Origin of the sequence: Streptomyces sp. SLBN-8D4 (genome assembly GCF_049739545.1) — a bacterium.
GTDB classification, from domain to species: Bacteria; Actinomycetota; Actinomycetes; order Streptomycetales; family Streptomycetaceae; genus Streptomyces; species Streptomyces canus_C.
This window is the reverse complement of sequence record NZ_JBMGQC010000001.1, coordinates 8,196,644-8,210,337: the sequence shown is the minus strand read 5'-3', so window position 1 is coordinate 8,210,337 and position 13,694 is coordinate 8,196,644. Positions and strand designations below refer to the sequence as shown.

Annotated in this window: 13 protein-coding genes and 1 pseudogene; 5 read left to right on the top strand and 9 right to left on the bottom strand. The window is 72.3% G+C overall.

What is annotated here, in order from left to right:
- The first annotated feature begins 9 nt into the window (after nucleotides 1-9).
- Genes RKD20_RS37370 through RKD20_RS37360 form a run of 3 tightly spaced genes read left to right on the top strand, consistent with a single transcriptional unit; the run spans nucleotide 10 to nucleotide 3,412 of the window.
- Nucleotides 10-990, top strand: a complete 981-nt coding sequence (locus RKD20_RS37370; protein WP_424881556.1) for a carbohydrate ABC transporter permease — start codon at nucleotides 10-12, stop codon at nucleotides 988-990.
- Nucleotides 987-1,865 (top strand): carbohydrate ABC transporter permease, encoded by an 879-nt coding sequence (locus RKD20_RS37365; protein WP_424881555.1) that lies wholly within the window; start codon nucleotides 987-989, stop codon nucleotides 1,863-1,865. Before RKD20_RS37370 ends, RKD20_RS37365 begins: the two co-directional genes overlap by 4 nt.
- 47 nt (nucleotides 1,866-1,912) lie before the next feature.
- Entirely contained in the window at nucleotides 1,913-3,412 is a 1,500-nt protein-coding gene (locus tag RKD20_RS37360) for an alpha-N-arabinofuranosidase (RefSeq protein WP_424881554.1), read from the top strand.
- 648 nt (nucleotides 3,413-4,060) lie between these two features.
- Here the strand turns inward: RKD20_RS37360 and RKD20_RS37355 are convergent.
- Nucleotides 4,061-4,546, bottom strand: coding sequence for a rhodanese-like domain-containing protein (locus RKD20_RS37355; RefSeq protein ID WP_424881553.1), 486 nt, complete (start codon nucleotides 4,544-4,546; stop codon nucleotides 4,061-4,063).
- A 94-nt stretch (nucleotides 4,547-4,640) separates the two neighbouring features.
- Between RKD20_RS37355 and RKD20_RS37350 the strand changes: the two genes are divergently transcribed.
- Nucleotides 4,641-5,087 (top strand): Lrp/AsnC family transcriptional regulator, encoded by a 447-nt coding sequence (locus RKD20_RS37350; RefSeq protein WP_424881552.1) that lies wholly within the window; start codon nucleotides 4,641-4,643, stop codon nucleotides 5,085-5,087.
- Here RKD20_RS37350 and RKD20_RS37345 read toward each other — a convergent pair.
- The 8 genes from RKD20_RS37345 to RKD20_RS37310 form a co-directional block, all read right to left on the bottom strand.
- Entirely contained in the window at nucleotides 5,081-8,071 is a 2,991-nt protein-coding gene (locus RKD20_RS37345) for an AAA family ATPase (RefSeq protein WP_424881551.1), read from the bottom strand. The two genes, RKD20_RS37350 and RKD20_RS37345, sit on opposite strands and share 7 nt — an antisense overlap.
- On the bottom strand, nucleotides 8,068-9,231 hold the full coding sequence (locus RKD20_RS37340) for an exonuclease SbcCD subunit D (RefSeq protein WP_424881550.1): 1,164 nt from the start codon (nucleotides 9,229-9,231) through the stop codon (nucleotides 8,068-8,070). The genes RKD20_RS37345 and RKD20_RS37340 overlap by 4 nt, the downstream gene beginning before the upstream one ends.
- 103 nt (nucleotides 9,232-9,334) lie before the next feature.
- Complete coding sequence (locus tag RKD20_RS37335) at nucleotides 9,335-9,961, bottom strand: YigZ family protein (RefSeq protein ID WP_424881549.1); 627 nt, start codon at nucleotides 9,959-9,961, stop codon at nucleotides 9,335-9,337.
- 58 nt (nucleotides 9,962-10,019) lie between these two features.
- Complete coding sequence (locus RKD20_RS37330; protein ID WP_424881548.1) at nucleotides 10,020-10,559, bottom strand: SixA phosphatase family protein; 540 nt, start codon at nucleotides 10,557-10,559, stop codon at nucleotides 10,020-10,022.
- Complete coding sequence (locus RKD20_RS37325; RefSeq protein WP_424881547.1) at nucleotides 10,556-11,272, bottom strand: hypothetical protein; 717 nt, start codon at nucleotides 11,270-11,272, stop codon at nucleotides 10,556-10,558. Before RKD20_RS37325 ends, RKD20_RS37330 begins: the two co-directional genes overlap by 4 nt.
- Before the next feature lie 208 nt (nucleotides 11,273-11,480).
- Nucleotides 11,481-12,182, bottom strand: a complete 702-nt coding sequence (locus RKD20_RS37320; protein WP_424881546.1) for a response regulator — start codon at nucleotides 12,180-12,182, stop codon at nucleotides 11,481-11,483.
- Nucleotides 12,183-12,261: 79 nt separating this feature from the next.
- Complete coding sequence (locus tag RKD20_RS37315) at nucleotides 12,262-12,903, bottom strand: CBS domain-containing protein (protein ID WP_424881545.1); 642 nt, start codon at nucleotides 12,901-12,903, stop codon at nucleotides 12,262-12,264.
- Nucleotides 12,904-12,944: 41 nt separating this feature from the next.
- Nucleotides 12,945-13,409: a cyclic nucleotide-binding domain-containing protein gene (locus RKD20_RS37310; RefSeq protein ID WP_424881544.1), complete on the bottom strand. Its 465-nt coding sequence runs from the start codon at nucleotides 13,407-13,409 to the stop codon at nucleotides 12,945-12,947.
- Nucleotides 13,410-13,510: 101 nt separating this feature from the next.
- Here RKD20_RS37310 and RKD20_RS37305 point away from each other — a divergent pair.
- Nucleotides 13,511-13,684, top strand: a pseudogene (locus RKD20_RS37305) (universal stress protein); the annotation flags it as partial.
- Between the last annotated feature and the right edge of the window lie 10 nt (nucleotides 13,685-13,694).

Below are 13,694 nucleotides of genomic sequence, written 5' to 3'. Positions count from 1 at the left end.
GAGGTCTCCATGAGCAGTCCCAGCAGCACCCGGACCGAGCCACCGCCGCGGCCGGCGCCCGCGGCCACCCGCCGCGCCTCCGCCGCCCGTCGGCCCCGCCGCAGTAGCCGCCGCAGCGCGTTGACCGCGTCCGGTTTCCTGGCACCGTTCGCGGTGCTCTTCCTGACCATGATGGTCGCGCCGATCGGGTACGCGATCTACCAGAGCTTCTTCAAGGTCCACCGCGCCGGGCTGTTCGGCGGTACGCAGTCCACGGAGTTCGCGGGACTGTCCAACTACGTCGCCGCCTTCAGCGACCACGACTTCACCGCGTCGATCGTCCGGGTCGTGCTGCTGGGCTGCGTCCAGGTCCCGGTCATGCTCGGCCTGGCCCTCCTGCTCGCGCTCCTGCTGGACTCCCGCTCGGCCCGGCTGCGGAAGACCTACCGGCTCACGTTCTTCCTGCCCTATGCGCTGCCGGGTGCGATCGCCGCGTTGATGTGGTCCTTCCTCCTGGCGAAAGACCTCTCGCCGTTCACCGGACCGCTGTCCCACCTCGGGATCGGCATCGACTTCCTGTCGCCGTCGTGGGTCCCGTTCTCGATCGGGAACATGATCACGTGGGGCTGGACCGGCTACAACATGCTGATCATCTACTCCGCGCTGCAGACGATCCCGGCGGAGGTGATGGAGGCCGCCGCGCTCGACGGCTGCTCCGGATGGCGCCTGGCGTGGGCGGTGAAGATCCCGCTGGTACGTCCCGCGCTGGTGCTGACCACGATCTTCTCCATCATCGGGACGGCTCAGCTGTACACCGAGCCGGCGGTGCTGGTCAGCGCGCGCATCCCGGGCGTCGACCCGAAGTTCTCCCCGATCATGAACGCGACCCTGGGCATGGACGTGGGCGGCCAGAACCTGGCCGCCGCCCAGTCCGTCGTGCTCGCGGTGATCACCCTCGTGCTCTCGTTCGGCTTTCTCAAGTACAACCAGCGCAAGGGAGCGATGGCATGAGCGTGATCTCGGCCGACCGCCCGACCCGACCGGCCCGCCGCGGCACGGACATGGCGAGCAAGGTCGTCGTCAACGGCATGCTGGGCCTGATGGCCCTGTACACGCTGATCCCGCTGTGGTGGCTGTTCGTCTCCTCGACCAAGGCCTCGGGCTACCTCTATACCGGTACGCCGCTGTGGTTCTCCCACTTCGACCTGGTCACCAACATCAGAGACGTGTTCAGCTTCGAGGGCGGCATCTTCTCCACCTGGCTCGCCAACAGCGCGCTGTACAGTTTCGTCGGCGCCACCGTCGGCACCCTGCTGTCCGCGATGGGCGGCTACGCGCTGTCCAAGTTCGACTTCCGCGGCCGGGAAAGCGTGTTCAACGTCATCCTCGCCTCGGTTCTCATCCCGGCGCCGATGTTCGCCCTGCCGTTGTTCCTGCTCATGGCCAAGCTCGACATCACCAACTCCTACTGGTCGGTGCTGCTGCCCAGCTGTGTCAGCCCGTTCGGCGTCTACCTGTGCCGGATCTTCGCCGCGGCGTCCGTCCCGGACGAACTCCTTGAGGCCGCACGGCTCGACGGAGCAGGCGAACAGCGCACCTTCTTCCGGATCGCCCTGCCGCTGATGTCCCCGGCACTGGTGACCGTCTTCCTGTTCCAGTTCGTCGGCATCTGGAACAACTACCTGCTGCCCTCGCTCATGCTCAACACCCCCTCACTGCAGCCCGTCACGGTGGGCCTGGTGCAGTGGCGCGCGGAGTTCGCCAGCGGAGTGCCGCCGCTGCTGCCGATCACCGGTGCGTTCCTGTCACTGATCCCCCTGCTCGTCGCCTTCATCAGCATGCAGCGGTTCTGGCGCAAGGGCCTGACCGCAGGCGCCGTCAAGTAGCGCGTTCGCTGCCCCACCCACGTCCTGAACCGCAAAGGAACACTGAATTGCCCCGCGCCCACGTCATTCTCGACAAGCAGGCCGTCATCGCTCCCGTCCGACGCCGCACCTTCGGCTCGTTCGTCGAACACCTGGGCCGCTGCGTGTACACCGGGCTCTACGAGCCGGAACACCCGAGCGCGAACGACGACGGGTTCCGTATGGACGTCGTCGAACTGGTCAGGGAGCTGGGCACCAGGACCGTCCGCTACCCGGGCGGCAACTTCGTCTCCGGCTTCCGCTGGGAGGACTCGGTCGGCCCGCGCGACCGGCGCCCGGTACGCCGCGACCTCGCCTGGCACTCGCTGGAGTCGAACCAGGTCGGCCTGGACGAGTTCGCCCACTGGCTCAAACTCATCGACTCCGAGCTGATGCTCGCGGTGAATCTCGGCACGCGGGGCATTCAGCCCGCCCTGGACCTGCTCGAGTATGCCAACCACCCCTCCGGTACGGCGCTGTCGGACCTGCGTGTCGCCAACGGCACGCCGGAGCCGCACGACGTGCGCATGTGGTGCCTCGGCAACGAGATGGACGGCCCCTGGCAGACCGGCTTCCTGACGGCCGACGACTACGGCAAGCTCGCCGCCCGTACCGCCGGCGCGATGAAGATGGCCGACAAGGACCTCGAACTCGTGGTCTGCGGCTCCTCCAACTCCGGGATGCCGACCTTCGGCGACTGGGAGCGCACGGTGCTCGAGCACACCTACGACCACGTCGACTACGTCTCCTGCCACGCCTACTACCAGGAGCACGACGGCGACCTCGGCTCCTTCCTCGCCTCGGCGACCGACATGGACTACTTCATCGACACCGTCGTCGCGACCGCCGACCACGTGGGCTACAAGAAGCGCTCCAGCAAGAAGATCAACATCTCGTTCGACGAGTGGAACGTCTGGTACCAGAAGGAGCACGCCGAGTCCGACGAGGTCAACGACGAGTGGCGGCACGCCCCCCGCCAGCTGGAGGACGTCTACTCGGTGGCAGACGCCGTCGTCGTCGGGAACCTGCTGATGACGCTGCTCAAGCACAGCGACCGCGTCACCTCGGCCTCGCTCGCGCAACTGGTCAACGTGATCGCGCCGATCATGACCGAGCCCGGCGGCCCTGCCTGGCGGCAGACCACCTTCCACCCGTTCTCCATCACGAGCCGACTCGCCTCGGGCGAGGTGATCCGACCCCTGATCCAGGCACCGGTGTACGACACCGCACGCCACGGTGAGGCATCCCTCATCGACGCCGTCGCCACCGCCGACGAGGACCGGGCCGCGGTCTTCCTCGTCAACCGTGACCTGCAAGAGCCCGCGCAGGTCACGATCGACGTCCGGAGCCTCGGCTCGACGCACGTCACCGAGGCGGTCACGCTCGCCGACGCCGACGTGTACGCCAAGAACACGCTCGCGGAACAGAACCGCGTGACCCCGCACGCGAACCCGAGCGCGATCCTGTCCGACGGGCTGCTCAGCATCGAGCTGCCGCCGGTGTCGTGGACCGCAATCGCGCTGGGCTGAGCAACGCGACCACGGGCCCGGCTCAGGCGCATGCGTCGGGCGGGAGGGCGGGCGAAGGGAGCGGAGCCGAGTGGCGCGCCTTCGGATGTACCGGGAGGACCAGGACCGGGGCTGGCGCTGCGTCTGGTCTTCCGCGGTCTCGGACACCGTATCCGCAGCCACGTGTTGGGCCACGGCTGTGCAAAGAACCCGGCTCGGTACGGGTCCGGGCAGTGGCTGGGCGGGACCGAGGTTGGACCGGGGACGCCGCAGATGAACAGGTCGACCTGGGGCAGGCCCATCAGTGCGGACTTTCTCACTGACGTGGTCGGAGCCGACCCGGATGCAGTCCCGGTCGCCGAAAGGCGTAGGTGCCGTCGCCCCGGTCGCGGCGGCTGTTGTCCCGAGGACGGGCACAGATCCGGCCTGAGACAGGCCCGGAGCAGAAGACACCCCGCCCGGCAGCTCACTGGGGCTGCCGGGCGGGGTGCGCGGTACGTGGTGGCGTACCGGATCAGTCCACGTTCACCACCCTCGCACCTCTGCGGGAGAAGTTCCTGCGCGCTGCGCAAACGCGTCGAGTTGGACGCCGGGATCCGCGTACCGCACCATGGCGCAAGTACCTGCACGCCCGGCGGCACCACCCGTGGCGACCGCTCAACTCGCGCCTCAGCAACCGCAGTTCTCAGCATCCACCGGCGCCGCGAGCGGATCGGCCGCGCGGCGCTCCCGGCCTTCCCAGGTCTCGTACGCGAAGCCCTCGCGCACCCAGTACTCGAACCCGCCGAGCATCTCCTTGACCTGGTAGCCGAGTTCGGCGAGGGCGAGGGCGGCGCGGGTCGCGCCGTTGCAGCCGGGGCCCCAGCAGTACGTCACCACGGGCACGGACCGGTCGAGGAGCTGTTCGGCCTGCGCGGGAATGAGAGCGGTGGGCAGATGGACCGCGCCCGGGATATGCCCCTGGTCCCAGGCGGCGGTGGAGCGGGAGTCGAGGACCACGAAGCCGGGGTCGCCGCCCGAGGCGAGCGCGGCGGCGACGTCGGACACGTCGGCGTGGAAGACCAGGCTTGCGCGGAAGTGGGCGGCGGCCTCGGCCGGGGCGGCGGGGGCGACGCGCAGGACGGGGTTCGAGGTGAGCGAGTCGGTAGTCGTCATGGCCAGAAATCTACGGGCGCCGATCACCGGCCTGAAGGGGGATTCCACGGCGCCGGTCTTGCTCGACCGGGGATTCCCCTGCTATTTCTCGGGCATGACCGCGTATTCCCCGGACGCCACGGACTGGCGCATCCTCGATGTCCTCCAGCGGGAGGGCCGGGCCAGTTTCGCCGAGCTCGCCCGTGCCGTCTCGATGTCCGCGAGCGCGGTCACCGAGCGGGTGCGGCGACTGGAGGAGGCGGGCGTGATCCAGGGGTACGCGGCGGTCGTCGACCCGGAGCGGCTGGGCCTGCCGATCCTCGCGTTCGTCCGCCTGCGCTACCCGAACGGCAACTACAAGCCCTTCCACGACCTGGTCGCCGTGACGCCCGAGATCCTGGAGGCGCACCACGTGACCGGCGACGACTGCTTCGTCATCAAGGTCGCCGCCCGCTCGATGCGGCACCTGGAGGAGGTGTCCGGAAAGATCGGTACGCTGGGCTCGGTCACGACCAGCGTCGTCTACTCCTCACCGCTCCCCCGGCGCCCCCTCGGTCAGTGACCGCGCTGCCGCAGCGCCGATCCCGATCTGCCCTTGACGACCTCCAGTTGCGCGTGGACTCGGCGGCGCAGATCGGCGACATGGCTCACGATGCCCACGCTGCGGTCGCGTTCGCGCAGTGAGTCCAGGACGTCGAGGACCTCGTCCAGGGTCTGGTCGTCGAGGCTGCCGAAGCCCTCGTCGATGAAGAGCGTGTCGAGCCGGACCCCGCCCGCCTCGTCGGTGACGACGTCCGCGAGGCCGAGCGCCAGGGCGAGCGAGGCGAAGAAGGTCTCGCCGCCCGAGAGGGTGGCCGTGTCCCGCTCCCGTCCGGTCCAGGCGTCGACGACGTGCAGTCCGAGTCCGCTGCGCCCCCGGCCGGTGCGGTCGTCGGAGTGGACGAGGGTGTAACGGCCGGACGACATGCGTTGCAGGCGCACGGTGGCGGCGGCCGCCACCTGCTCCAGGCGGGCCGCGAGGACATAGGACTCCAGCCGCATCTTGCGTTCGTTGTCCGCGGAGGTGCCCGCGGCCAGGGCGGACAGCCGGGCCACCCGGTCGTACTCCTCGCGCAGCGGCGCCAGCCGTCCCAGTGCGGTGGCCGAGCGGGCCGAGAGCCGGTCCAGTTCGGCGCAGCGCCGGGCGGCCGCGTCGCGTGCGGAGGCGGCCTCGCGGACCCGGCGGCTCGCGTCGGCGGCGGCCCGCTCGGCCGCGAGGACGTCGGCGGCCGGACGCCGGGCCGCCTCGGCGGTGTCGGCCTCGGCGAGCACGGCCCGCACGGCGGACTCCTCGGCCTGCCAGGCGTCGAGCCGGTGCTGGAGGTCCCGGTGGGCCGCGTCGTCGAGAAGGGCGGCGGCCGCGGCCCGCGGGGTCTCGAAACCGGCCCGGAAGGCGGCGTCGGCGAGGCGGGCGTCGGCGTCCTTGAGCCGCTGGGCGGTGTCCTCGGCGGCGCGCGCGGTGTCGGCGGCGTCGGTGAGCAGCGCGGTCTGCCGCTCCAGCTGGGCGGCGCGGGCGGCCACACTGTCGGCGGCACCGCGCGCCTCGGCCAACTCCGCTTCCAGGGTCGTTCGTTCCCGGTCCAGGGATTCCCGGCGGGCGCCGCGGGTGGCGGTGCGCACGGCGGCCTCCTGCTGGGCAGTCAGCCGTCGTTCGCGCTCCCGCTCGGCCTGCCGCAGCCGTTCCGTCGCGGTGTGCAGTTCCGAGGCGAGGGTGCGGACCTCTGCGTACTCGCGCTCCAAGTCGTCCACCTGGAGGGCGAGTTCCTCGGTGGAGGTGTCGCCGGCCTCGCCCTGGGCGGCGGCCAGCGCCCGCTGGACGAAGGCGAGGCGGCGCTCGGCCTCGGCCCGCTGTTCGTCGGCGCGCTGCGAGCCGGCGAGCGCGCGCTCCTCGGTCTCCCGGTCGACGTGCCCGGCGTCCTTGCGGGCGGGGGCGGGGTGCTCGGTGGCGCCGCAGACCGCGCAGGGCTCGCCGTCGGTGAGCTGTGCGGCCAGCTCGGCGGCGATGCCGTTCAGCCGCCGCTCCTTGACGTCCAGCCAGTCGGCGCGGGCCTGCTGCGCACGGTCCGTCGCGTCGATGACCTGCCGCTGGGCGTCGTCGGTGTCCCGGGCGAACTGGTCGCGCTGACGAGCGGCGGCGAGCCGCTTGCGGGCGGGCTCGCGCTGCACGGCCAGCTGTTCGGCGCGGGTGGCCGCCTCCTGGGCGGACTCGACGCCCTGCTGGAGCCCCGCGCGGGTCTCCTCCCACCCGGCGAGCCAGGCCTCGGCCTCGTGGAGGACGTCCTCGTCGGACCGCTCCTCGCTGTCCAGCTCGGTGCGCTCGCGTACGAGTTCGGCGAGCCGCTGCTCGGCGCGCCGGGCCGAGTCCAGTCCGCCGAGCTCCTCGGCCGTCCGGCGTGCGGCGGCGGCGAGTCCGGCGGCGCCCGCGTCCACGAAGGTCGCCGGCAGCAGCTCACGCGCGCGTGTCTCGGCTTCGGCGGCCCGCCGGTGCTCGGCCTCGGCCGCCTCCCGCAGTTCCAGTGCGGGCGCCACCGCCTCCGCCTTGCGGGCCCGCTCCATCCGGGCCTGCGCCTGGTGGTAGCCGTCGGCCCGCTCCTCCAGCAGCGCGGCCCGCTCGCGTGCCTGCGCGAACCGGCGTTGCAACCGGTCGACTTCGCGTACGTCGGCCAGCGCACGCTCGGCGGCGGCCTGGGCGGACTCGGCGGCACCGAGCCCGCAGTGGGCGATCGTCAGCTGTTCGCGGGCGGTGCTGCGGGCCACGGCGGCCGCGCTCAGGACGGCCTCGGCAAGCCCCGGCTCACCGGGCGTCAGCTCGGGCAGCTCCATGGCGCCGCCGGCCGCCTGCTGCATGCGGTGCGCGTCGGCCAGCAGGGCCGCGTCACCCTCGCGCACCTGCGCCTCGGCCGCGCGGCGCCGCTCGGCCAGCCGCTTCTCGACCTCGGCGAACCGGTGGGTGTCGAAGAGCCGTCCCAGCAGCTTGCCGCGCGCCTCGGCGTCGGCCCGCAGGAAGCGCGCGAAGTCGCCCTGGGGCAACAGCACGACCTGGCAGAACTGCTCGCGGCTCATGCCGAGCAGCTGGGTGATCTCCTCACCGATCTCCTGGTGGGACCGGCTCAGGTCCTTCCAGGCCGCGGCGGCGCCGTCGTACTCGCGCAGCCAGCTCTGCGCCTTGTCGAGCGTCGTGCCGGTACCGCGCTTCTTCGGGCGCTCCCAGGGCGGTTGCCGGGTGATCTCCAACCGGCGTCCCGCGACGGTCAGTTCGAGACGGATCTCGGTGCGGGTGCTCGGGGCGGCGTGATCGCTGCGCAGTGCCGTCCCCTGGCCGCTCTGCCGGGCCCCCGGTGCCGAGCCGTACAACGCGTAGCAGACGGCGTCAAGCACGGAGGTCTTGCCGGCCCCCGTAGGACCGTGCAGCAGGAACAGTCCGGCCGCCGACAGCTCGTCGAAGTCGACCGTCTGGGTGCCGCCGAACGGCCCGAAGGCGGTGATGTCCAGCCGGTGCAGCCTCACCGCGCCACCTCCCGCACGGCCTCGTCCGCCCGCACGGCGTCGAACGCGTCCCGCAGCACGGCCTGTTCGCGCTCGTCGGGCCCGGCCCCGCGCACGTGGGCCACGAAGTCCTCGGCGATCTCCTGGTCGCTGCGCCCGGCCAGCCGCCGGGCGTAGGACACGTCGGGGTCGTCCGGCGCCCGCTCGGGATCGAACACGAGGCTGAGCGTGTGCGGGAAGCGCTCGCAGAGGCGGGCCATGGGTTCGGCGGGGCGGACCGGGTCGGTGAGGGTCGCCTCGACCCAGGCCTCCTGCTGCGGCACGAGCCGCGGATCGGCGAGGAGTTCCTCCAGCGACCCGCGGATGCGGGCCAGCGCCCGTGGCACGGGGCAGTCGACGCGCTCGGCGGTGACCGCGCCCCCGGCATCCAGGTCGACCAGCCACATGCTCTTGCGGTGGTCGCTCTCCGAGAAGGAGTACGGCAGCGGGGAGCCGGAGTAGCGCACCCGCTCGGTGATGGTCTGGCTGCCGTGCAGATGCCCGAGGGCCGCGTAGTCGACCCCGTCGAAGACACCGGCGGGAACGGCGGCCACTCCGCCCACGGTGATGTCCCGCTCGCTGTCGCTGGCCTCGCCGCCGGTGACGAAGGCATGGGCGAGGACCACGGACCGTGTCCCCGGCGCGCGCGTCGCGAGGTCGGCGCGGACCCGGTCCATGGCGGCGGCGAGCACGGCCTCGTGACCCGTCTTCTGCACCCCGAACTCGTCCTTCACCAGGGCGGGTTCCAGATAGGGCAGGCCGTAGAAGGCCACATCCCCATGGGTGTCGGCGAGCACCACGGGAGTCCCGCACGCCGCGGGCTCGGTCCGCAGATGGATGCCGGCGCGCCCGATCAGTCCCGCGCCGACGCCCAGGCGGCGGGCGGAGTCGTGGTTCCCGGAGATCATCACCGTCGGCACGCCGAGGTCGGCGAGCCGGTGCAGGGCGTCGTCGAACAGCTCGACCGCGGCGAGCGGCGGCACCGCACGGTCGTACACGTCTCCCGACACGACCACCGCGTCCACCGCGTGCTCCCGCACGGTGGTGACGAGGTGACCGATGAACTCGGCCTGGGCCCCGAGCATGTTGACCCGGTGGAACGCGCGGCCGAGATGCCAGTCGGAAGTGTGCAGCAGTCTCATGATCCCCGACCCTAACGGCCGGGTCTGACATCACGGGCGGTTACTCCCGTATCGCCCCGTCATGACCGGACACAAGCAAGGGCGTTATGTCCGAAAAGAGCAACTAGGCGTCTCCGTACGCCTCTCCCCCGAGCTCGAACCCCGCCGTCCCAGCGGTCGCGTCCGCCAGCCACCCCCGGAACGCCTCCACGTCCGCGTCCGGCAAGCCGATCTCGATCGTGACCGCCTCGCCGTAGCGGACGTCCCGCACCTCGCGGCCGGTCGAGCGGAGGTCGTTCTGCACCTTGCCGGCGCGCTGGTGGTCGACGGTCACCGTGGCGAGGCGGAACCGGCGGCGCGTGCGGGTGCCCACCGCGTCCAGGGCCTCGCCGACCGCGCCGCCGTACGCCCGGATGAGCCCGCCCGCACCGAGCTTGACGCCGCCGTAGTAGCGGGTGACGACGGCGACGACGTACCGCATGTCGCGGCGCAGCAGCATCTGGAGCATGGGGACTCCGGCGGTACCGCCGGGTTCGCCGTCGTCGCTCGCCTTCTGGATCGCGGCTTCGGCGCCGATGACGTACGCGTAGCAGTTGTGGGTGGCGTCGGAGTGCTGCTTGCGGACGGCGGCGACGAAGTCCTGGGCCTCCCGCTCGGTGGCCGCCGGGGCGAGGGCGCACAGGAAGCGGGAACGGTTGACCTCGGTCTCGTGCACACCCGCGCGGGCCACTGTGCGGTACTCGTCCGGCATCCGGTCAGCCTAATCCGTGCCCGGGCGTCGGCCACGCGTGCGCGTGGGCCTCCCCTGGTCACTTCCTCCCGCGCGGCACCATGACGGAGGTGAGCAGCGCCGTCCCCGGCGCCAGATCCCGCCAGGACGTGCCGTGCCAGGCCAGCACCGCGATCGCTGACGTCGGGAACTTCACCCGTACCTCGTCCAGCGCGTCGTCGAGGCCGTCCCCGGCCAGGGTGAGGACCAGCTCCTCAAGACCGGGGTTGTGCCCGACGAGGAGCAGGGTCACGACCTCGGGAGGTGTCTCGTGCAGGGCCGCCAGCAGCTCCGGTACGTCGGCCCCGTACAGCCCGGGGTCGAGGCGTACCGGCGGCGGGGTGCCCCACTGGGCGGACGCCAGCTCCCAGGTGTCCCGAGCGCGTACGGCGGTGGAGCACAGGGCCAGGTCGGGGAGCAGGTCGGAGGCGGCGAGGACGCGGCCCGCCTCCGGAGCGTCCCGGCGGCCGCGGGGACCGAGGGGCCGTTCGTGGTCGGGGACGCCCTCGGGCCAGGCGGACTTGGCGTGTCGGAGCACGACCAGGCGGCGCAGCGGGCCGGCTCCGGTGCGCGCGATCATGCCGGGGATCCCAGGTCGCGGGTGAGTTCGAGGCCGAGCAGCCGGTCCGCGTAGGCGTACGTCTCGAAGCGGGCGCCCTCCGGCAGGTCCGACTCCTCGACCCACCGCAGCACACGCAGCACCTCGGGTACGTCCAGGTCGTCCTCCCAGGCGGTACGGAGCCGTCCGCGCACCTTGTCGGGGACGGGCCGGGACGGATGCCGGGCCCACGCGGCGACGGCCCGGCGCCAGCGCTGGAGGGTGCCGCGGGCCTGGGCCAGGGCTGCCTCGTCGAGCCGTGCGGGCGTGCTCCGGGACGGGGTGAACAGGGCGAGACGGACCTCGGCGGGATCTGCGCCCTCCGGGAGGTCCGGGGTCTCGACGGGCGCGACGGCGACGCGGATCCCGTCCGGAGCCGCGCCGCCCTGCGCGACGACATGGACGACCTGGCTCTCGCCCCAGCCGGGGCCGACGTCCCGGCGGTCCTCGAAGGGCCGGATGCCCAGGGCGGCGGCGCCCGCGTGCAGCTCCGCCTGTTCGCGGTCGCCGGTGAGCAGCGCCCACACGGGCGTGCCGCCGATCTCCAGGGCTCGGGCGAGGAGGTCGGCGACGAGCAGGATGCGGAGGGCGGAGGCGTCGTAGCCCGGCACATGGGCCTCGACTCGGGTCAGGCCCCTGCGGGCGGGGACGGCGTCGACGGGCTCGCCGGTTCGGGCGTCGGTGATGCGCAGCACGGGGCGAGCGTAGGCGGACGAAGGGCGCCGCGCAGGTGACTGACCGGTATTCCGGACACGGTTACGGGATTCAACCAACCGCGCCCGCGCGGAGTGGGTGCGGACGCGGACGCGGTCCGGTACGGCGAGCGCGGACGTCTCGCGAGGAGGTCGGCCACCGGCTGCCGTGCGCCCCATCCCTCAGAGCCGTACGATCCGGCGCGGGCCCTCACCTGGTGGGTCGGTCGTCCGATTCCGGCTGCTCCAGCTGCGAGGCCAGGACCGCGGCCTGGACGCGGCGCTGGACGCCGAGTTTGGCCAGCAGCCGGGAGATGTGGTTCTTGACGGTCTTCTCGGACAGGTAGAGCTTCTTGCCGATCTCGCGGTTGGTCAGTCCGTCGCCGATCAGCGTGAGGATGTCCCGCTCACGGGGCGACAGGCTCGCCAGTTCGGGCGCGATCACCGGCGTCTCGACGGGGTCGGCGCGCAGGGAGCGCATCAGACGGGCCGTGGTCGCGGGGTCCAGCATGGACTGGCCGGAGGCGACCGTGCGGACCGCCGAGACCAGGTCGGAGCCCTTGATCTGCTTGAGGACGTAGCCCGAGGCCCCGGCCATGATGGCGTCGAGTAGGGCGTCCTCGTCGTCGAACGACGTCAGCATCAGACAGGCCAGCTCCGGCATCTGGCTGCGCAGTTCACGGCAGACGGTGATGCCGTCGCCGTCCGGGAGGCGTACGTCGAGCACGGCCACGTGGGGGCGCAGCGCCGGGCCGCGCACCAGGGCGTGCTCGACGGTGCCGGCGTCGCCGACCACCGAGATGTCCGGTTCGGCGTCGAGCAGGTCGGTCAGGCCCCGTCGTACGACCTCGTGGTCGTCCAGCAGGAAGACACGGATCGGGTTCTGCTCCGTGAAGGTGCCTGGCTCGGTCATGACGACCCCTCGTTCCCCGGTGGCGGACGGACTCGGGCTGTCCGTGAGGACGATCATCGCGCGCGGGAGGCGGGACGCACTAGGGCCGACCGGCCCAACGCGCGCCGGCGGGCGGGGCGCCCGCGGAGTCCGACGGGCCGTGCTCCCCCTCCGGCTCGAAGTCCACGTCCACCACGCCTTCGACGGCTCGCACCAGACGGGCGGCCACGGGGATCAGGGACGTGTCCCGGACCCGGCCGACGAGCCGCACCGCACCGTCGTCCACCCGGACGCGGACCGAGGAGCCCGGTGGCGGGAAGAGGTACGCCACGATCTCGCGCCGCACCTCCTCGGCGATCTCCTCGTCGTCGCGCAGGAACACCTTGAGCAGGTCGGATCTGCTGACGACGCCCTGCAGCAGTCCCCGTTCGTCCACCACGGGCAGCCGCTTGATCCGGGCGTGGGCCATGGTGCGGGCGGCCTGCGCGAGCGTCGCGTCCGGGCGGGTGGTGAGCGCCGGTGAGGTCATCAGCTCCTCCGCGGTGACGGCCCCGGCCTTCGCCAGGTCGGTCAGGCGGCGCAGCTGGGTGCGGCTGTCGGGGTCGCTGTCGCGGAACTCCTCCTTGGGCAGTAGATCGGCCTCGGACACGACCCCGACGACCCGGCCCTCTCCGGCCGTGCGGCCGACGGCGGCGACGGTGCGGGTCATGACGTCGCCGACGGTGTGCGGAGTGCCGTGCATGCTGGCTCCTCTCCCTCGGACGACTCCCTCAGACGACTCCCTCAGACGATGCTGCCGGAGCCGTACGGGGCGTACAGGTCCAGGAGCCGGATCCGCGCGGAGTGCAGTCGGTGGGCGAGCACGTCCCCGACCCACTGAGCCACTGCGCTGCCCATGGCCGGGTCCTCCCGGCACATCTGGCGGACGGCCGTGGCGTCGAACTCGTACGCCCGCACCGGGCTCGTCGCCTCGGCACCCAGGTGCCAGCAGTGCGGGGCGAACAGCCAGGACCAGCCGACGAGTTCGTTGTGCCGCAGGGCCTCGATGACGGCCGGCCGACGTCCCGGCACCCGCATGTCGAGCTCGACGGTGCCCGTCCGGATGATCCAGAACCGGTCGGCCCGGCTCCCCTCCTCGAACAGCCGCGTCCCCTGCGGGAAGGACACCTCATGGGCGACGCGCATCAGCCGCTGCCGGTGCTCGGCGGGCAGGGCGCGCAGCATGCTGGGCGTGGGCGTGGTGATCATGACGTGCCTCCCGACGGATGCGGAACCGCTACCGCCAGCGTCCGCCCGCCCCCGGCCACGTCCCATGGGCCGTTCGACCCTCCAGCCGAGCCACCCGGCTCCCCGCGAGCCACCTCGTCGACGCCTCCCGCGAGGCCTCCCTGGTCGTGGTCGGGCGCCGGATCCGCCGCGGCGCGCTCGGCACCCACATCGGGCCCGTCACGCACGCCGTCCTGCACCACTCCATCGCCCCCGTCGCTGTCGTCCCGCACAACTCCACGACTGACCCCAGCTAACCGCAACTGA